This window comes from Phytopseudomonas flavescens, assembly GCF_900100535.1.
GTDB lineage: Bacteria > Pseudomonadota > Gammaproteobacteria > Pseudomonadales > Pseudomonadaceae > Aquipseudomonas > Aquipseudomonas flavescens.
Genome location: NZ_FNDG01000005.1, coordinates 207950 through 228010 on the forward strand (window position 1 = coordinate 207950; position 20061 = coordinate 228010).

The window sequence follows — 20061 nt, forward strand, 5'->3', positions numbered from 1 at the left end:
ATGGCGATGAAGCGTAGCCACTGTGCGACGCACGTGGCTTATAAACACAAAAGCTGGAAGCGAGGCGAGCTCACTTCCAGCTTTTGTGGTCAACGGCGCATAAGCATTGCTTAGCGACGCAGACCCAGGCGACCGATCAGGGCGCTGTAACGGCTGGTGTCTTTACCCTTCAGGTAATCCAGCAGCTTACGGCGCTGGTTGACCATACGGATCAGGCCACGACGCGAGTGGTGGTCTTTACCGTTGGCCTTGAAGTGGCCTTGCAGCTTGTTGATGTTGGCGGACAACAAAGCAACCTGGACTTCCGGGCTACCGGTATCGCCTTCGGCTTGCTTGTAGTCGTTAACGATCTGAGCTTTTTCTTCAACGCTGAGTGCCATGTGGGCATCCTCTCATCTGGAGACCGTCGCGAGCGACGTTCTCAATAGGCCGGGAATCGCTTCCCGTGTTTTTAAAGGAGCAATGACCGTGCCTATTGACAGCCACCCTCGATACGAGCCGTTTGAGCGACTCGCCACGGTCACGCAGACCGAATCAGACGACGCGGCGCAATGCGCCCGTCTTCGCTCACTTCACCGATACCGATGAAGCGACCGTTGTGATCTTGTACCCGCACCATGCCGAACCTCGGCGCGTCCGACGCACGGACGGGCTGCCCCTGCAGCCAATAGAACGAGCTGTGCTCCGAGAAGCTCAGCAGCGGCCAATGTTCGAGGCCACTGTCCACCGGTTGCAGGAAGCGATCGACCGCTTCGTTGCCACCTTCGGCATGCACACGTTCGAGCTCTTCGAGGCTGACCGTCTGAGCCAGGCTGAACGGACCAGCCTTGACCCGACGCAACTCAGCGACGTGAGCACCGCAACCCAGCAACTGACCGATGTCCTCGACCAGGGTACGAATATAGGTGCCTTTGCTGCAGTCGACCGCCAGGCTCGCCCTGTCGGCGGCACAATCGAGCAACTCCAGGCGCGCAATAGTAACAGAACGCGCCTCGCGCTCCACTACTTCTCCTGCCCGCGCCAGCTTGTACAGGGGCTGGCCGTCGCGCTTGAGTGCCGAGTACATCGGCGGAATCTGGCTGATGTCACCGCGGAAACGTGGCAACAACGCTTCGATATCGGCCGCCGCGACATTCACTTCACGGCGCTCGAGCACCTCACCCTCGGCGTCGGCCGTGGTGGTGGTGACGCCAAGCTGCATGACCGTCTCGTAACCCTTGTCGGCGTCGAGCAGGTACTGGGAGAACTTGGTCGCTTCGCCGAAGCACAGCGGCAGCACCCCGGTCGCCAAGGGGTCGAGGCTACCGGTATGCCCGGCCTTCTCGGCATTGAGCAGCCAGCGCACCTTCTGCAGCGCAGCGTTGGAACTGAAGCCCTTGGGCTTGTCGAGCAGGATGATGCCGTCGACCTTGCGACGAATACGCTTTACCTGAGCCACGTACTTACTCCTTGGCTTCGGTATCGGTGTCGCCGTGCTTGCTGTCCTCGGTCACCGCACGCTCGATGAGCGCCGACAGCTGAGCACCGCGAATCACGCTCTCATCGTAGTGAAAACGCAGGTTAGGCACGCTACGCAGCTTCATCGCCTTGCCCAGCTGCATGCGCAGGAAACCGCTGGCGTCATTGAGCACCTTGAGGCTCTGCACGATGGGGTCGACACCCTCTTGCGGCTCGGCCCCCATGATGGTGACGAACACCTTGGCATGGCTGGCGTCGCGGCTGACATCGACCGCCGTGACGGTCACCAGGCCACCCAGGCGCGGGTCTTTGACTTCGGTGCGAATCAGCTGCGCCAATTCGCGTTGAATCTGGTCGCCGATGCGCTGGGCACGGCTATAGTCTTTTGCCATCTTTGCTACCTTCCACTCGCCTCGACGCCTGAAAAAGCATCGGACTCAAAAGCGGCAAACGCCCGGCCGCGCGAATGCGGGGCCGGGCGTTGCGTGTTGCGACTCGCGATTACAGGCTGCGAGCCACCTGGACTTTCTCGAACACTTCGATCTTGTCGCCGACCTTGACGTCGTTGTAGCTCTTCACCGCGATACCGCACTCCATGCCATTACGCACTTCGGCCATATCGTCCTTGAAGCGACGCAGGGATTCCAGCTCGCCTTCGAAGATCACCACGTCGTCGCGCAGTACGCGGATCGGACGGTTACGGTAAACGGTACCTTCGACCACCATACAACCGGCGACCGCGCCAAACTTCGGCGAACGGAACACGTCACGGACTTCGGCGATACCGAGGATGTTCTCGCGAACGTCACTGCCGAGCATACCGGTGAGCGCCTTCTTGACGTCCTCGATGATGTCGTAGATGACGTTGTAGTAACGCATGTCCAGACCTTCCTGCTCGACGATCTTGCGAGCGCCCGCATCGGCACGCACGTTGAAACCGAACAGTACGGCGTTGGAAGCCAGCGCCAGGTTGGCATCGGACTCGGTGATACCACCGACCCCGCCACCGACGACGCGCACTTGCACTTCGTCGTTACCCAGACCGCCGAGCGAACCCTGCAGCGCTTCCAGCGAGCCACGGACGTCGGATTTGAGGACGATGTTGAGCGTCTTCTTCTCTTCCTGCCCCATGTTCTCGAAGATGTTCTCCAGCTTGCCGGCATGGGCACGCGCCAGCTTCACTTCGCGGAACTTGCCCTGACGGAACAACGCCACTTCACGCGCTTTCTTCTCGTCAGCGACGACAGTCATGTCGTCACCGGCTTCCGGCGTACCGTCGAGACCGAGGATCTCGACCGGGATCGCCGGGCCAGCCTCCTTGATCGGCTTGCCGTTCTCGTCGAGCATGGCGCGAATGCGGCCATAGTTCGAACCGACCAGCACCATGTCGCCCTGACGCAGCGTACCGTCCTGAACGAGCACGGTAGCGACCGGACCACGGCCCTTGTCCAGACGGGACTCGACCACCACACCACGGCCTGGGGCCGACGGGGTTGCCTTGAGTTCCAGCACTTCGGCCTGCAGCAGAACAGCCTCGAGCAGCTCATCCACACCGGTACCGACCTTGGCCGAGACAGGTACGAACGGCGTATCACCGCCCCACTCTTCCGAGGTCACGCCATGCACGGACAGCTCGCTACGGATACGATCGAGATCGGCGCCCGGCTTGTCGATCTTGTTCACGGCGACAACCAGCGGTACACCGGCAGCCACAGCGTGCTGGACGGCTTCGATGGTCTGCGGCATCACGCCGTCGTCCGCCGCAACCACCAGGATCACGATGTCGGTAGCCTTGGCACCACGAGCACGCATCGCGGTAAATGCCGCGTGCCCCGGGGTATCGAGGAAGGTGACCATGCCGCGCTCGGTTTCCACGTGGTAGGCGCCGATGTGCTGGGTGATACCACCCGCTTCACCGGAGGCAACCTTGGCACGACGGATGTAGTCGAGCAGCGAGGTCTTGCCGTGATCGACGTGGCCCATGACGGTCACCACCGGCGCACGAGAGAATGCTTCACCCTCGAACTTCAGGGACTCGGCCAGGGAGTCTTCCAACGCGGTATCGCTGACCAGGGTCACTTTGTGGCCCAGCTCTTCAGCAACCAGTTGGGCAGTTTCCTGATCCAGCACCTGGTTGATGGTCGCCGGCGTACCCAGCTTGAACATGAACTTGATGATTTCAGCAGCCTTGACCGACATCTGCTGGGCGAGGTCGCCCACAGTGATGGTCTCGCCAATCTTCACTTCGCGCACGATAGGGCCGGTTGGGCTCTGGAAACCGTGGACGTTGCGTTTCTTCAGCTTGGCCTTGCCACGGCCACCACGACGGAAGCCATCGCTTTCTTCGTCGGTGGTACGCGGAGCGACACGTGGAGCAGGCGCCTTTTCCTTGACGGTCGGGCGATGCTGGGTGGTCTTGCGATCACCACCACGGCGATCAGCATCGTCGTTACGGGCTTTGTCCGGGCGACGCGGCTCGTCCTTCTTGCGCTCATCGGCAGCAGGAGCTGCGACAGGGGCAATGGTCGGCGCCGGCGCAACGGCTTCAGCCACAGGAGCCTGCTCGGCGGCTGGCGAAGACGTCTGGCGCTTGGCCTCTTCTTCGGCCTTGCGCTTGGCCTCTTCTTCGGCCTTGCGCTTGGCTTCTTCCTCGGCTTTCAGGCGAACGGCTTCCGCCGCAGCGCGCTGCTCTTCGAGCTCGCGCTGTTTCTCGGCTTCGATCTCTTCGTTGCTGCGCTTGACGAATGTCTTTTTCTTGCGCACTTCAACGCTGATGGTCTTGCTACCAGCGACCCGCAGGGTGCTGGTGGTCTTGCGCTGCAAGGTAATCTTGCGCGGCTCTTCGGCTTTCTTGTCGCCGTGGCTACTCTTCAGATGAGCAAGCAAAGCCTGCTTCTCGTTATCGGTGACAACTTGCTCGGCACTGCTGTGCGGCAAACCCGCCTCTCGCATCTGCTGCAGCAGGCGCTCTACCGGTGTGTCGACCACTTGGGCCAGTTCTTTCACCGTGACTTGCGTCATGCACTTCTCTCCTCAGGCCGTAAAACTTACTCGAACCAGTGGGCTCGGGCGGCCATGATCAGCTTGCCGGCACGCTCTTCGTCGATGCCGTCGATGTCGAGCAGGTCGTCAATAGACTGCTCGGCCAGGTCTTCGCGGGTAACCACACCGCGCACTGCCAGTTCCTGCGCCAGGCCTTTGTCCATACCCTCGAGCTCGAGGAGGTCTTCGGCCGGCTGGGCATCTGCCAGCTTTTCTTCGGTGGCGATGGCTTTGGTCAGCAGACGATCCTTCGCTCGCGAGCGCAGTTCGTTGACGATTTCTTCGTCGAAACCGTCGATGCTGAGCATCTCTTCCATCGGCACGTAAGCGATTTCTTCCAGGCTGGTGAAGCCTTCTTCGACCAGCACCTGGGCCAGCTCTTCGTCGACTTCCAACTCGTCGATGAAGCTCTGCAGGATGTCGCCGGTCTCGGCCTGCTGCTTGGCCTGAATGTCCGCCTCGGTCATCACGTTCAGCGTCCAGCCGGTCAGTTGGCTGGCCAGGCGAACGTTCTGACCACCACGGCCAATCGCTTGCGCCAGGTTGTCTTCGCCAACGGCGATGTCCATGGCGTGAGCGTCTTCGTCGACGATGATCGCCGCGACTTCGGCCGGCGACATGGCGTTGATGACGAACTGCGCAGGGTTGTCGTCCCACAGCACGATGTCCACGCGCTCACCGACCAGCTCGCCGGAAACCGCTTGCACACGCGAACCGCGCATACCGATGCAGGCACCCTGCGGGTCGATACGCTTGTCCTTGGAACGAACCGCGATCTTGGCTCGCGAGCCCGGATCACGAGAAGCAGCCTTGACCTCGATGAGGCCTTCGGCGATTTCCGGCACTTCGATGCGGAACAGCTCGATCAGCATTTCCGGCGCGGTACGCGACAGAATCAGCTGAGGGCCGCGGTTCTCGGTGCGGATTTCCTTGAGCAGCGCACGCAAGCGCACCCCAACCCGGAAAGTTTCACGCGGAATGATATCTTCGCGAGCCAGCAACGCTTCAGCATTGGCACCCAGATCGACGATGACATTGTCACGGGTGACCTTTTTCACGGTGCCGGCGATGATCTCGCCAAGACGCTCGCGGTAGGCTTCGACGACCTGAGCACGCTCGGCCTCGCGCACTTTCTGCACGATGACCTGCTTAGCGGTCTGCGCAGCGATGCGCCCGAACTCGATGGAGTCGACTTTCTCTTCCAGTACATCGCCAACCTTGGCATTCGCCTCGACAGCACGCGGCATGTCGGTGGTCACCTGATGCGCCGGATCTTCGAAGTGCTCCTCTTCCACGACGGTCCAGCACCGGAAAGTCTCGTAGTTACCGCTTTGGCGATTGATCGCCACACGCAGCTCGACCTCATCCTCAAAACGTTTCTTGGTCGCCGTGGCCAGCGCCAACTCGAGCGCCTCGAAAATCACAGCGGCCGGTACACCCTTTTCATTGGATACCGACTCAACAACCAGCAGTACTTCTTTGCTCATCGTACGCCTCGCCTTTCGCAATCCATTAGGATCCACGCATTCCGCGAACCCCGCGGGATCCGAGTCTCAATCAAACCGGGGGATAATGTTGGCCTTGTCGATCAGATCGATCGGCAAAAGGAACTCGTGGTCATCCACCTGTACCACCACGTCCTCCTCCTCCACACCGCGGAGCAGACCCTGAAAGTTGCGGCGCCCTTCGAACGGCGCGCGCAACTTGATTTTTACCTGCTCGCCGGCGTGACTGGCGAACTGAGCCAAGGTGAACAGCGGTCGATCCATGCCCGGCGACGACACCTCCAGGGTGTACTCCGCCGCGATGGGATCCTCGACATCGAGAACACCGCTGATCTGCCGACTGACCTTCTCGCAATCGTCGATAAGAACGCCATTGGCGTGATCGATATAGATACGTAACAGCGAATGCCGCCCCTGAGACAGGAACTCGATACCCCAGCATTCGTAGCCAAGCGCCTCGACTACCGGGGCCACCAAGGCCTGCAACTGTTCTAGCTTGCTCGACACTCGAACCCCCTCGCGCATGCAGTGCAAATGAAAAATGGGCGAAACGCCCATCCATAAAACCGTCCGTGCGACGGCGAATCTGTCAGCCAGCTAGCAAAAAGCCCCTTGAAAGGGGCTCCGCTACGACTGGACGCGGTTACTGGAGCGAACCAGCGACTTTCAGGCCATGAGCCTGACGAGCGATAGACCGCTCCACCCGCTTCAAAACTGGGAGCGGATTATACGGCTGAACCGCCCCACGGGTCAACCAACCCCCCAGATACAGAAAAGCCCGCATACTGCGGGCTCCTCTGTTCAATTGGTACCGAGAAGGGGACTCGAACCCCTACAGCCTATGGCCACTACCACCTCAAGGTAGCGTGTCTACCAATTCCACCACCTCGGCAAATTAACGCTTACTGCTCTTCAGGGGTTTGAGGTACGTCTTGCTGCCCCGAAGCTGGCGCTTGCTGTTGCTCAAGCACCGGCACATCTTCTGCTGCAGGCTTGCTTTCCTGCGGCACTTCCATCACTGCCGGATCAGGCAGACCAGCCTGGCCAAGCGTATCAGACTTTTGATTAGCAAAGTAAGCTAACCCCAAGCTGGTAATGAAAAAAGCGGTGGCGAGTATAGCAGTAACCCGACTCAGAAAGGTAGTGGTTCCTTGACTACCGAATACGGTATTCGAAGCACCAGCACCAAACGAAGCACCTGCATCGGCACCTTTACCCTGCTGCAGCAGAACCAGCACAACCACACCGATCGCACCCAGCAGATGAAGAACCACAACGACTGTTTCCAGCATATTCTTAGTTTCCTGCAGCGCGACAGATCGCACCGAACTCATCCGCATTCAGAGAGGCCCCACCCACAAGCCCCCCATCGATATCTGGCATGCCGAAAAGCTCGGCTGCATTGGCGGCCTTGACACTGCCGCCATAAAGAATTCTCAAAGCACCTGCCACATCTGCATCTTTGCCGGCGACCCGAGCACGAATTGCTGCATGCACGTCCTGGGCCTGCTCGGGCGACGCCGTCAGCCCGGTACCAATGGCCCAGACCGGCTCGTATGCCACCACAGCGCTCGACAGCACCGCAACGCCCAGCGCGTCGATCACGCTGTCGAGCTGACGCCCTACGACCGCAAGCGTCTCGCCCGCTTCGCGCTGCTCGAGGGTCTCCCCCACACACAGCACCGGAACGAGCCCGGCAACCTGGGCCGCCGCAAACTTGCGCACCACCTGCTCCTCGCCATCGCCCAGCATCAGGCGCCGCTCGGAATGGCCGATCAGCACGAGCCTGCAACCAGCGTCACGCAACTGCTCGCTCGACACCTCTCCAGTCAATGCACCCTGCCCTGCCTCGACCGCACAGTCTTGTGCACCAATCGATACGGCAACACCGCCCAGCCCCTCGACAACCTGACCGAGATGAACACTGACAGGAAATACGGCAACATCGACATCGGCAGGCAACACCTGCCGATTCAGACCATCGATCAGCTCTGCGACACTGGCGCGGGTACCGTGCATTTTCCAGTTACCAGCAACCATTGGGCGGCGCATGCTTTACCTCGTTGGTCAAAGAGGGCGCAGATGTTACCCAACCGATTGTGGACTGGCAAGCCGAATCAGACACAGACGCGAGAGACAACCTCAGCCAATTCATCGGCATAGGCCCGCACCTGGACTTCGTCCTCACCCTCGACCATGACCCGGACCAGCGGCTCGGTGCCGGACTTGCGCAGCAGCACACGGCCACGCCCCTCCATGCGCTCGGTCACACTATCGCTGGCGGCCTGCACATCGGGATGCTTGAGCGGATCGACACCGCCACCGAAACGCACGTTGACCAGCACCTGCGGACATTTGCGCAGGCCCTGACGCGCTTCGGCAAGGCTCTGCCCACGTCGACGGATGGCGAGCAGTACCTGCAGCGCCGCGACGATCGCATCCCCCGTGGTGACGTGCTGGAAGCACACCAGATGCCCGGAGTTCTCGCCACCCAGCTGCCAGCCGCGCTCCAGAAGCTCGGCGATCACGTAACGGTCACCCACATTGGCGCGCACAAAGGGAATCTGCAGTTCGTCGAGGGCCAGTTCGAGGCCCAGGTTGCTCATCAGGGTGCCGACCACCCCACCCTGCAGCTTGCCACGCGCCTGCAGATCACGAGCGATGATGAACAGCAATTCGTCACCGTCCACCACTGCCCCGGTGTGATCGACCATCAGCACCCGATCGGCGTCGCCATCGAAGGCGATACCCAGATCCGCCTGGCGCGACACGACCTCGGCCTGCAGGTTTTCGACATGGGTAGAGCCGCAATCGGCGTTGATGTTCAGGCCGTTGGGCTGAGCGGAAAGCACCGAAACTTCGGCACCGAGCTCCTGGAACACAGCCGGCGCGACCTTGTAGGCCGCACCATGAGCACAGTCGAGAACGATCTTCAGGCCAGCGAAATCGGTACTGGTCGGCACGCTGCTCTTGCAGAATTCGATGTAGCGACCGGCGGCGTCATTGATCCGCGATACCTTGCCGAGCTGTTCGGACTCGACCACCGTCATCGGCGCATCGAGCAGCTCCTCGATCATCAGCTCGACCTCGTCAGGCAGTTTGGTGCCCTGCCCGGAGAAGAACTTGATGCCGTTGTCATGATGCGGGTTGTGCGATGCACTGATGACGATGCCTGCCTCGGCATGGAAGGTACGCGTCAGGTAGGCGATCGCCGGCGTCGGCATCGGCCCCAGCAGCATGACGTCTGCACCTGCGGCAGACAGGCCGGCCTCCAGTGCCGACTCGAACATGTAGCCAGAGATGCGCGTGTCCTTGCCAATCAGGATCCGGCATTTGCCCTGCTTGCGAAAAGCCATGCCCGCAGCCCAACCGAGCTTGAGCATGAAGTCAGGCGTGATGGGGTAATGACCGACGCGCCCACGAATACCATCGGTGCCAAAATACTTGCGACTCAAACGACAACTCCCTTTTCCTGATTACTGTGCCGCTTCGACGGCAGCGACCATGCGCACGACGTCGACGGTCTCCGCCACATCATGGACACGCAGAATGCTTGCGCCCTTGGCGACGGCCAGAGCCGCCAGGGCCAGACTGCCATACAGGCGTCCGTCGACCTCGCGGCCCAGCACGGCACCAATCATACTCTTGCGCGAAACGCCCACCAGCAACGGCAGACCAAAAGCCTGCAACGCCGGCAGACGCCGGAACAGGCTGAGATTATGCTCCAGCGTCTTGGCGAAGCCGAACCCCGGATCGAGCAGGATACGCTCTACCGGAATACCTGCCGCCTCGCAGACCGCCAGACGCTCGCGCAGAAAGCCCGCCACCGCATCCAGCACATCATCGTACTGTGGGCTCTGCTGCATGGTCGTGGGCTCACCGCGCATGTGCATCAGGCAAACCGGCAAGCCGCTCTCCGCAGCCGCCTGAAGCGCACCGTCGCGCTGCAGGGAGCGCACGTCATTGATCAGTCCCGCCCCCAGCCTGGCCGACTCACAGATGACCGCAGGGGTCGAGGTATCCACGGAGATGATCACGTCCAATTCGGCGGCGATGGCTTCCACCACTGGCGCCACGCGCGCAAGCTCCTGCTCCACGGACACCGGATCGGCACCCGGCCGGGTGGACTCGCCGCCGATATCGATCAGCGACGCGCCGGCCAGCACCATGCTTTCGGCATGGCGCAGCGCCGCGTCGCGCATGGCGAAGCGGCCACCGTCGGAGAACGAATCGGGGGTTACGTTGAGGATCCCCATCACCTGGGGACGGGTCAAATCAAGAAACCGGCTGCCACAAGGCAGCCGGTTCCGGGGTATTGCATGGGACATGAAAAGCCTTACAGCTCGGCAGCAGGACCGCCGATTGGTTTTTCGGGACGATCGGCCTCATCCGACTTGGCGATCGGCGTACCGGCATCGTTACCGCCGCCCGTCCAGTCACGCGGCTCGCGCGGCGTGCGACCGCTCATGATGTCATCGATCTGATCGGCATCGATGGTCTCGTACTTCATCAATGCTTCGGCCATGGCGTCGAGCTTGTCGCGATTCTCTTCGAGCAGGCGCTTGGCCGTGTCGTAGCAATGGTCGATGATGCTGCGCACCTCGAGATCGATGAGCTTGGCGGTTTCGCCAGAGATGTTGCTGCTCTGACCGCCGCCACCACGCCCCAGGAACACTTCACCTTCTTCCTCGGCATACAGCAGCGGACCGAGCTTCTCGGACAGGCCCCACTTGGTGACCATGTTGCGAGCGATCTGGCTGGCCCGCATGATGTCGTTGGACGCACCGGTGGTGACACCGTCGAAGCCCAAGGTCATTTCTTCCGCGATACGGCCACCGTACAGCGAGCAGATCTGGCTGATCAGCGCGCGCTTGGACAGGCTGTAGCGGTCTTCTTCCGGCAGGAACATGGTCACGCCCAAGGCACGGCCACGGGGAATGATCGACACCTTGTAGACCGGATCATGCTCGGGCACCAGGCGACCGACGATGGCGTGTCCCGCCTCGTGGAAGGCGGTGTTGAGCTTTTCCTTGTCCGACATGACCATGGTCTTGCGCTCAGCGCCCATCATGATCTTGTCCTTGGCCAGCTCGAATTCCTTCATCTCGACCAGACGCTTGCCGGAGCGAGCGGCGAACAACGAAGCTTCGTTGACCAGGTTGGCGAGGTCGGCACCGGAAAAGCCGGGCGTCCCACGGGCAATGACCGCTGCCTTGACATCCTCGCCCATCGGCACCTTACGCATGTGCACGTTGAGGATCTGCTCACGGCCACGGATATCGGGGAGACCGACCACTACCTGGCGATCGAAGCGGCCCGGGCGCAGCAGCGCCGGGTCGAGTACGTCGGGACGGTTGGTCGCGGCGATGACGATAATGCCATCGTTCATCTCGAAGCCATCCATCTCGACCAGCAACTGGTTGAGGGTCTGCTCGCGCTCGTCATGACCGCCCCCCATGCCGGCACCGCGATGGCGACCGACGGCGTCGATCTCGTCGATGAAGATGATGCAGGGCGCATGCTTCTTGGCCTGCTCGAACATGTCGCGCACACGGGATGCGCCGACACCCACGAACATTTCCACGAAGTCGGAACCGGAAATGGTGAAGAACGGCACCTTGGCTTCGCCGGCAACGGCCTTGGCCAGCAACGTCTTGCCGGTACCCGGAGAGCCGACCATCAGCACGCCGCGAGGGATACGGCCGCCAAGGCGCTGGAACTTGCCAGGGTCACGCAGGAATTCGACCAGTTCGCTCACTTCCTCCTTGGCCTCGTCGCAACCGGCGACATCGGCGAAGGTGGTCTTGACCTGATCTTCGGAGAGCAGGCGCGCCTTGCTCTTGCCGAAGCTCATCGGCCCGCCCTTGCCGCCGGCGCCACCCTGCATCTGGCGCATGAAGAACATGAACACCGCGATGATCACCAGGATCGGGAAGCTGGCGACCAGCAACTGGGTCCAGATGCTTTGCTGCTCCGGCTGCTTGCCGACGATCTCGACGTTATTGTCCATCAGGTCCTTGATCAGGCCATTGTCCTGGATCGCCGGGCGTACGGTTTCGAACGACGTGCCGTCGGAGCGCATGCCGCTGATGATGTAGCCATCGACGGTCACTCGCTTGACCCCACCATCCTGAACCTGCTGGATGAACTCCGAGTAATTGAGCTTGTTGGTCTCGCTCGGGCTGGAGAAATTGTTCATCACCGTAACCAGGACGGCGGCGATGATCAGCCACAGGATCAGATTCTTTGCCATGTCGTTCAATTAGCTACCCTCTGAAGCAGGCCTCTTGTCGAAGCGTGCCTCGCATGACGACCAGTTATATACCGATCTAACTTACTACAAACGCCCGCTCGCGGCTGACACCGTCTGTAACCCTTTATGAGATACTGCCCGTTACGATGCGCGTATCGGCTTGGACTGCCAACCAGGCCTTTGGTTTTACTCTTCGCGCCCCCCTTTGAATCCGCGTGCCAACAGGTATTGCTCACGGGAGCGACCACGCGACGACAGGGGCTTGCGCATCTGTACCTTCTCGAACAGACCACGAACCTGCTTGTGGTACTCATCGAAACCTTCGCCCTGGAAAATCTTGATCAGAAAATCTCCACCGGGACGCAGAACTCGAGTGCCCAGATCCAGCGCCAGCTCGCACAGGTACATGGCGCGCGGCTGATCCGATTCCCTGACTCCACTCATATTGGGGGCCATATCGGAAATCACAAGGTCTACCGGATGATCGTCGATGGCTTCGAGGATGCGCGCGAATACCCCATCGTCGGTGAAGTCGCCCTGAATAAAGGTAACGTCTGGAATGCTGTCCATTTCCAGGATGTCCGAGGCGATCAAGCGCCCCTTGTCGCCGATCACCCGGCTGGTGACCTGAGACCAGCCACCCGGCGCAGCGCCAAGGTCGACCACGGTGATACCGGGACGCAGGATGCGATCCTTCTCCTGCACCTCCAACAGCTTATAACTGGCACGTGAACGGTAGCCGTCCCTTTGCGCCATTTTGACGTACGGATCGTCGAAATGCTCTTTCAGCCAACGCTGGCTGGTTTTGGAACGGGCCACACAACACCTCGGAAGAACAAAAATGAATAACTGGGCGGTCTTCAAGCGGCTCGGTTAAAATAGCCCGCTTTCCCAGATCAAGACGCAGGGTTCAGATTATGCCGCTCACTCAAGAGCAGAAGAAACAGTTCAAATCTATCGGCCACCACCTGAAACCGGTATTGATCGTTGCCGATAACGGTGTTACCGAAGGCGTATTGGCAGAGCTGGAGCGCGCCCTGAACGATCATGAACTGATCAAGATTCAGCTGCGCATCACCGAGCGCGAAAGCCGCCTGGCGGTGATCGATGAGCTGTGCAAGGCCAGCAAAGCCGACCTGGCGCAGGTAATCGGGAAAATGGCGCTGATCTACCGCAAGAATCCCAAGGCCAATCGCAATCTGTCCAACATCAGCCGCTTTCAGGGCTGAATCAGCGGATCAGCCGACCGGCGGGTCGGCTTTCGCGGCCTTTCTCGGCACAGGCTGCAGCACCAGCAGCAGGCCGAAGAACGCCAGCAGCCAGTAGCTGAACAGCTGCCAGCGAATGGCATCTGGCCAAAGCACGAGCGAAGCCAGCAAGGCCGAGGCAGTCGCCAGCGCCGCGAGCAGCAACTGCCCACGACGCTCCCCCCATAGAGCCGAGAAGCGGCGTAGCCTGACCAGCAGGCCTGCCTGAATCATCACGCAAACCAAGGCGACCCACGCCATCTGCGGCATCAGCACGCTGGTGATCTCCTCGATCAACAACAACGCCAGCCCTGCGCTGTACAGCCCTGGCAACACCAGGAAATGCAGTATCCAGATGCCACCCACCCAGAGGGTCTGCAGCAGCATCCAGAAACCTGCCGTCAGGTCGGGCGTCGCGACGGGATCAGATGTGACGAACTTCGACAATCTCGTACTCGATCAGACCACTGGGGGTGTTCACCGCCACCACGTCGCCCTCTTCCTTGCCGATCAGGGCACGGGCGATGGGTGAGCCGACGGAAATCTTGCCCTGTTTGATGTCGGCTTCGTCTTCACCGACGATCCGGTAGGACACGCTTTCATCGGTCTCGACGTTGGCGATTTCCACGGTAGTGCCGAAGATCACCTTGCCGGTATGGGCGATGGTGGTCACATCGATCACCACCGCGTTCTGCAGGCGGCCTTCGATATCGCGAACGCGCGCTTCGACCATGCCCTGCTGCTCGCGGGCAGCGTGGTACTCGGCGTTTTCCTTCAGGTCACCCAGCTCGCGCGCCTCGCCGATGTCCTGACTGAGCTTGGGCCGAACCACCTTGGTCAGGTGGGCCAGCTCTTCCTCCAGGGCACGCGCGCCCTGGATTGTCATGGGGTATTTAGTCATGCCTTGATTCCTGCGTGCAGATCCTGCAGACGGCGAACGGTCTTCTCGGGACCGAACTTGAGCGCCTCGCAGATCGCCTGCCCCGCCGCAATGGTGGTGGTGCAGTAGATCTTGTGCTGCAGAGCGTTACGGCGGATGGAGTAGGAGTCCGCGATGGACTGACGGCCTTCGGTGGTGTTGATGATCAGCGTGACTTCGTCATTCTTGATCATGTCGACCACATGTGGACGGCCTTCGGTCACCTTGTTGACGCGACGCACCGGCAGCCCGGCAGCCTCGATCACCTTGGCGGTGCCGGAGGTGGCGACCACGTCGAAACCCAGACCGATCAGGTCGCGGGCAACCTGCTCGGCCAATGGCTTGTCGTCGTCGCGCACACTGATGAAGGCGCAACCGGTATTCGGCAGGATCTCGCTGGCACCCAGCTGCGCCTTGGCGAACGCCTCGCCGAAGCTGTCGCCGACACCCATCACCTCACCGGTGGACTTCATTTCCGGGCCAAGAATAGGATCGACGCCCGGGAATTTGTTGAACGGGAACACCGCTTCCTTGACGCTGAAGAATGGCGGGATGATTTCCTGGGTGAAACCGACCTCAGCGAGGGTCTTGCCGGCCATGACGCGGGCCGCGACCTTGGCCAGGGACTCGCCGATGCACTTGGACACGAACGGCACGGTGCGCGAGGCACGCGGGTTGACCTCGATAACGTAGATGTCCTCACCCTGCACAGCCATCTGCACGTTCATCAGGCCGACCACATTGAGCTCCAGGGCCATTTTCTTGACCTGGTCGCGGATCTCGTCCTGGATGTGTGCCGGCAGCGAGTACGGTGGCAGCGAGCACGCCGAGTCACCGGAGTGCACGCCAGCCTGTTCGATGTGCTGCATGATCGCGCCGATAACCACGGTTTCGCCGTCGCTGACGGCGTCGATATCGACTTCGATGGCGCAATTGAGGAAGCGATCGAGCAGCACCGGGCTGTCGTTGGAGACCTTCACCGCTTCGCGCATGTAGCGCTTGAGTTCTTCTTCCTGATAGACGATTTCCATCGCCCGGCCGCCCAGCACGTAGGACGGACGCACGACCATCGGGTAACCGATGCTCTTGGACAGCGCCAGGGCTTCCTCTTCGCTGCGTGCGGTAGCGTTGGCAGGCTGGCGCAGGCCAAGGCGCTGCACCATCTGCTGGAAGCGCTCGCGGTCTTCGGCGCGATCGATGGCGTCCGGGCTGGTGCCGATGATGGGCACGCCGGCCTCCTCCAGCGCACGGCACAGCTTCAGCGGGGTTTGCCCGCCGTACTGGACGATCACGCCCTTGGGCTGCTCGACGCGGACGATTTCCAGTACGTCTTCCAGGGTCACTGGCTCGAAGTACAGGCGATCGGAGGTGTCGTAGTCGGTGGAGACGGTTTCCGGGTTGCAGTTGACCATGATGGTCTCGTAACCGTCTTCACGCATGGCCAGGGCGGCGTGCACGCAGCAGTAGTCGAACTCGATACCCTGGCCGATGCGGTTCGGACCGCCACCCAGGATCATGATCTTGTCGCGCCCGCTCGGATTGGCCTCGCACTCTTCCTCGTAGGTCGAATACAGGTAGGCGGTATCGGTCGCGAACTCGGCGGCACAGGTATCCACGCGCTTGTAGACCGGCAGCACCTTGAGCTTGTGGCGATGGCTGCGCAAATTCTTCTCGGTGACACCGAGCAACGCGGCCAGGCGCGCATCGGAGAAGCCCTTGCGCTTGAGGCTGAACATCAGGTCGCGGTCGATGCTCGACAGACCCAGGGTCTGGATACGCTGCTCGTCCTTGATCAGGTCCTCGATCTGCACCAGGAACCACTCGTCGATGCGCGTCAGCTCGAACACTTGCTCGACCGTCTTGCCGGCACGGAAAGCATCGCCGACGTACCAGATGCGGTCCGCGCCCGGCACGATCAGCTCGCGCTTGAGGGTGCTTTCAGCTTCGGGGTCGGCCGGGTCGAGCTTGGGATCGAAGCCGGACACACCGACCTCCAGACCACGCAGCGCTTTCTGCAGGGACTCCTGGAAGGTACGGCCGATGGCCATGACCTCACCCACGGACTTCATCTGGGTGGTCAGGCGGGCGTCGGCCTTGGGGAACTTCTCGAAGGCAAAACGCGGGATCTTGGTGACCACGTAGTCGATGGCCGGCTCGAACGACGCCGGGGTACGCCCGCCAGTGATGTCGTTGGACAGCTCGTCGAGGGTGTAGCCCACGGCCAGCTTGGCGGCGATCTTGGCGATCGGGAAGCCGGTGGCCTTGGAGGCCAGGGCCGAGGAGCGCGACACACGCGGGTTCATCTCGATGACCACCATGCGGCCGGTGTTCGGGCAGATGCCGAACTGCACGTTGGAGCCGCCGGTTTCCACGCCGATCTCGCGCAGTACCGCCAGGGAGGCGTTGCGCAGGATCTGATATTCCTTGTCGGTCAGGGTCTGGGCCGGTGCGACGGTGATCGAGTCACCAGTATGCACGCCCATCGGGTCGAAGTTCTCGATGGCGCAGACGATGATGCAGTTGTCCTTCTTGTCGCGGACCACCTCCATCTCGTATTCCTTCCAGCCGATCAGCGATTCGTCGATCAGCAGCTCTTTGGTCGGCGACAGGTCCAGACCACGGTTGCAGATTTCCTCGAACTCTTCACGGTTGTAGGCGATGCCGCCACCGGTGCCACCCATGGTGAAGGACGGACGGATGATGCACGGGAAGCCGACCTTCTCGAGCACACCGTAGGCCTCTTCCATGCTATGGGCGATGCCAGAAACCGGGCAGGCCAGGCCGATGTCCTTCATGGCCTTGTCGAAGCGCGAACGATCTTCTGCCTTGTCGATGGTGTCGGCGTTGGCGCCGATCATCTCGACGCCGAACTTTTCCAGCACACCATGACGCTCGAGGTCCAGGGCGCAGTTCAGCGCGGTCTGGCCACCCATGGTCGGCAGCAGGGCATCAGGACGCTCCTTCTCGATGATCTTGGCCACGGTGGCCCATTTGATCGGCTCGATATAGGTGGCATCGGCCATCGACGGGTCGGTCATGATGGTGGCCGGGTTGGAGTTCACCAGGATGACGCGGAAACCTTCCTCGCGCAGGGCCTTGCAGGCCTGGGCGCCGGAGTAGTCGAACTCGCACGCCTGGCCGATGACGATGGGGCCGGCGCCGAGGATCAGGATACTTTTGATGTCTGTACGTTTTGGCATGTTCTCTCTCGAATCCTTAGGCCAGCCGGCGAGTCATCTTGACAGCTACTGCGCGCAGCCTGGGCTGCGTTGCGCAGTACTCACTTCCTCGCCGTACTAGCACATGTACTGTCTCGTCGTTGCGTGCCGGGCACCGTGCCCAGACAGCGCTCGCTACGTTTTCCAGATGCCTCGCCTATTTACGCTTGGCCATGGCTTCGATGAAGCGGTCGAACAGCGGGGCGACATCGTTGGGGCCCGGGCTGGCCTCGGGGTGACCCTGGAAGCTGAAGGCATCCTTGTCAGTGCGTTCGATGCCTTGCAGGGTGCCATCGAACAGCGACTTGTGAATCGCGCGCAGGGTGCTCGGCAGGGTCGCTTCGTCGACGGCGAAACCATGGTTCTGGCTGGTGATCATCACCACCCCGGTATCCAGGTCTTGCACCGGGTGGTTGGCACCGTGGTGGCCAGTGCCCATCTTCACGGTCTTGGCGCCGGAGGCCAGGGCCAGCAGTTGGTGGCCGAGGCAAATGCCGAATACCGGGATGTCGGTTTCGAGCACGTCCTTGATCGCCTGGATCGCGTAGTCGCAAGGCTCGGGGTCGCCCGGCCCATTGGACAGGAAAACGCCATCAGGGTTGAGCGCCAGCACGTCCTTGGCAGGCGTTTGCGCTGGCACCACGGTGAGGCGGCAGCCGCGAGCAACCAGCATGCGCAGGATGTTCAGTTTGACGCCGTAATCGTAGGCAACGACGTGATAAGGCAGCTCGCTGGCGGCGATCTCTGGATGGCCGTCATCCTTCAGGCCCCACACGCTGGAGCGCCACTCGTAGCGCTCGCTACAGCTGACTTCCTTGGCCAGATCCATACCCTTGAGACCGGGGAAGCCACGCGCCAGCTCGAGGGCTTTTTCCTCGGTGGCCTCGGTACCGACCAGAATGCAGCCGTTCTGCGAGCCTTTCTCACGCAGAATGCGGGTCAGGCGGCGAGTATCGATACCGGCGATGGCGACGGTGCCGTTTTCCTTGAGGTAATCAGGCAGGGACTGCTTGTTGCGCCAGTTACTGGCCGTCAGCGGCAGGTCGCGGATGATCAAGCCGGCGGCCCATACGCGATCCGACTCGGCATCGATCGGGGTGGTGCCGGTATTACCGATATGCGGATAGGTCAAGGTGACGATTTGCTGGGCATAGGACGGATCGGTGAGAATTTCCTGATAGCCGGTCATGGCGGTGTTGAACACCACCTCTCCGACAGTCTGGCCGTCGGCCCCGATGGCCTCGCCGCGAAAAATGCTGCCGTCAGCAAGGGCGAGTATGGCTGGCTTACTCAAGAAGACCTCCCGTAGATCGTGGAGCGAACGCAGATTGTAAAAAAGCGGGATGACGTGTGAAGGTCATCCCGCTTTTTTGATTGGTTCATTCTGCGCAACTTTTAGTGGACACACTAAAGCGGAAAGCTTACAGGAAAACCGGTTTTTTCGAAAGGCATCTACGGTCAAAAACCTCAATTCCACAGCTGGCGGTGCGAGCATGCCCAGGAGAACGCCCATCCCCAGGGCTCATCCTCCTGGTTAGCCGCATCGAAATGACGAAAAAGATCGCCATGCATGCGCCCCGCGAATCATTTCAGACCCAGCACATCCTGCATGTCGTACAGACCGGCAGAACGACCGCGCAGCCAGGAGGCCGCACGGACGGCGCCCCTGGCGAAGGTCATGCGACTGGAGGCCTTGTGGGTAATCTCCACACGCTCGCCGTCGGCAGCGAACAGCACGGTGTGATCGCCTACCACGTCGCCGGCGCGCACCGTGGCGAAGCCGATGGTTTCGCGGGCACGTGCCCCCGTCTGGCCTTCACGCCCGTAGACCGCGACCTTGTCGAGATCACGCCCCAATGCATTGGCGATGACCTCCCCCATGCGCAGCGCCGTACCGGACGGTGCGTCGACCTTGTGGCGGTGATGGGCCTCGAGAACCTCGATGTCCACGTCATCGCCCAGCACGCGCGCGGCGGTATCGAGCAATTGGAGGCACAGATTGACACCCACGCTGAAGTTGGCAGCGAAGACGATGGGAATATCCTTGCCCGCTTCGACCAGCAACGCCTTCTCGGCAGCACTGAAACCGGTGGTACCGATGACCATGGCTTTGCCTGCCTTGCGGCAGATCGCCAGGTTCTTCAGGGTCACCGAAGGATGGGTGAAGTCGATCAGCACGTCGAACTGATCAAGCGCGCCCTGCAAATCGCCGTCAACCGCTACGCCCAGCTTGCCGACAGCGGCCAGCTCGCCGGCATCAGCACCCAACAGGGTGCTTTCGGGACGCGCCAGCGCAGCGCCAAGGCTGACACCCTCGGCTTGCTGCACGGCTTCGATCAGGTTCTTGCCCATGCGCCCCGCGGCGCCTGTAACTGCAATACGCATAAAAACAGCTCCACGCTGCAAGCCTCAAGCTACA

Annotated in this window: 18 protein-coding genes and 1 tRNA gene; 1 reads left to right on the forward strand and 18 read right to left on the reverse strand. The window is 61.2% G+C overall.

The window, feature by feature from the left end:
• Nucleotides 1-110 precede the first annotated feature (110 nt).
• From rpsO to rlmE, 13 genes are all read right to left on the reverse strand, one after another.
• Entirely contained in the window at nt 111-380 is a 270-nt protein-coding gene (gene rpsO, locus BLR94_RS08705) for a 30S ribosomal protein S15 (protein WP_042554902.1), read from the reverse strand.
• 140 nt (nt 381-520) lie between these two features.
• A complete protein-coding gene (gene truB, locus BLR94_RS08710; protein ID WP_084304365.1) occupies nt 521-1438 on the reverse strand; it encodes a tRNA pseudouridine(55) synthase TruB in 918 nt (305 codons plus the stop codon).
• A gap of 4 nt (nt 1439-1442) precedes the next feature.
• A complete protein-coding gene (rbfA, locus tag BLR94_RS08715) occupies nt 1443-1850 on the reverse strand; it encodes a 30S ribosome-binding factor RbfA (RefSeq protein ID WP_084304366.1) in 408 nt (135 codons plus the stop codon).
• A gap of 109 nt (nt 1851-1959) precedes the next feature.
• On the reverse strand, nt 1960-4479 hold the full coding sequence (infB, locus tag BLR94_RS08720) for a translation initiation factor IF-2 (protein ID WP_084304367.1): 2520 nt from the start codon (nt 4477-4479) through the stop codon (nt 1960-1962).
• Nucleotides 4480-4505: 26 nt separating this feature from the next.
• On the reverse strand, nt 4506-5987 hold the full coding sequence (nusA, locus tag BLR94_RS08725; RefSeq protein ID WP_084304368.1) for a transcription termination factor NusA: 1482 nt from the start codon (nt 5985-5987) through the stop codon (nt 4506-4508).
• 66 nt (nt 5988-6053) lie between these two features.
• Nucleotides 6054-6512 carry a ribosome maturation factor RimP gene (rimP, locus tag BLR94_RS08730; RefSeq protein WP_084304477.1) on the reverse strand — a complete coding sequence of 153 codons (459 nt, stop codon included), beginning with the start codon at nt 6510-6512 and terminating at the stop codon, nt 6054-6056.
• 299 nt (nt 6513-6811) lie between these two features.
• A tRNA-Leu gene (locus BLR94_RS08735) sits at nt 6812-6897 on the reverse strand.
• 10 nt (nt 6898-6907) lie between these two features.
• Entirely contained in the window at nt 6908-7297 is a 390-nt protein-coding gene (gene secG, locus BLR94_RS08740; protein ID WP_042554896.1) for a preprotein translocase subunit SecG, read from the reverse strand.
• Nucleotides 7298-7301: 4 nt separating this feature from the next.
• Entirely contained in the window at nt 7302-8057 is a 756-nt protein-coding gene (tpiA, locus tag BLR94_RS08745) for a triose-phosphate isomerase (RefSeq protein ID WP_084304369.1), read from the reverse strand.
• Nucleotides 8058-8122: 65 nt separating this feature from the next.
• Nucleotides 8123-9460 (reverse strand): phosphoglucosamine mutase, encoded by a 1338-nt coding sequence (gene glmM / locus BLR94_RS08750; protein ID WP_084304370.1) that lies wholly within the window; start codon nt 9458-9460, stop codon nt 8123-8125.
• Nucleotides 9461-9481: 21 nt separating this feature from the next.
• The gene (gene folP, locus BLR94_RS08755; protein WP_084304371.1) at nt 9482-10333 is read right to left on the reverse strand and encodes a dihydropteroate synthase; all 852 of its coding nucleotides are present in this window, start codon (nt 10331-10333) and stop codon (nt 9482-9484) included.
• Nucleotides 10334-10341: 8 nt separating this feature from the next.
• Nucleotides 10342-12258, reverse strand: a complete 1917-nt coding sequence (gene ftsH / locus BLR94_RS08760; RefSeq protein ID WP_084304372.1) for an ATP-dependent zinc metalloprotease FtsH — start codon at nt 12256-12258, stop codon at nt 10342-10344.
• A gap of 186 nt (nt 12259-12444) precedes the next feature.
• Complete coding sequence (gene rlmE, locus BLR94_RS08765) at nt 12445-13077, reverse strand: 23S rRNA (uridine(2552)-2'-O)-methyltransferase RlmE (protein WP_084304373.1); 633 nt, start codon at nt 13075-13077, stop codon at nt 12445-12447.
• Between the two features lie 98 nt (nt 13078-13175).
• Here rlmE and yhbY point away from each other — a divergent pair, with 98 nt between their 5' ends.
• Entirely contained in the window at nt 13176-13487 is a 312-nt protein-coding gene (gene yhbY / locus BLR94_RS08770; RefSeq protein ID WP_042554890.1) for a ribosome assembly RNA-binding protein YhbY, read from the forward strand.
• A gap of 9 nt (nt 13488-13496) precedes the next feature.
• Here yhbY and BLR94_RS08775 read toward each other — a convergent pair whose 3' ends face one another.
• The 5 genes from BLR94_RS08775 to dapB form a co-directional block, all read right to left on the reverse strand.
• Nucleotides 13497-13892 (reverse strand): DUF4149 domain-containing protein, encoded by a 396-nt coding sequence (locus tag BLR94_RS08775; protein WP_084304374.1) that lies wholly within the window; start codon nt 13890-13892, stop codon nt 13497-13499.
• A 37-nt stretch (nt 13893-13929) separates the two neighbouring features.
• Nucleotides 13930-14406 carry a transcription elongation factor GreA gene (gene greA / locus BLR94_RS08780; protein WP_084304375.1) on the reverse strand — a complete coding sequence of 159 codons (477 nt, stop codon included), beginning with the start codon at nt 14404-14406 and terminating at the stop codon, nt 13930-13932.
• On the reverse strand, nt 14403-17624 hold the full coding sequence (gene carB / locus BLR94_RS08785; protein WP_084304376.1) for a carbamoyl-phosphate synthase large subunit: 3222 nt from the start codon (nt 17622-17624) through the stop codon (nt 14403-14405). The genes greA and carB overlap by 4 nt, the downstream gene beginning before the upstream one ends.
• Nucleotides 17625-17799: 175 nt before the next feature.
• Nucleotides 17800-18936, reverse strand: a complete 1137-nt coding sequence (gene carA / locus BLR94_RS08790) for a glutamine-hydrolyzing carbamoyl-phosphate synthase small subunit (protein WP_084304377.1) — start codon at nt 18934-18936, stop codon at nt 17800-17802.
• A 290-nt stretch (nt 18937-19226) separates the two neighbouring features.
• On the reverse strand, nt 19227-20027 hold the full coding sequence (gene dapB, locus BLR94_RS08800; protein ID WP_084304379.1) for a 4-hydroxy-tetrahydrodipicolinate reductase: 801 nt from the start codon (nt 20025-20027) through the stop codon (nt 19227-19229).
• Nucleotides 20028-20061 lie beyond the last annotated feature (34 nt).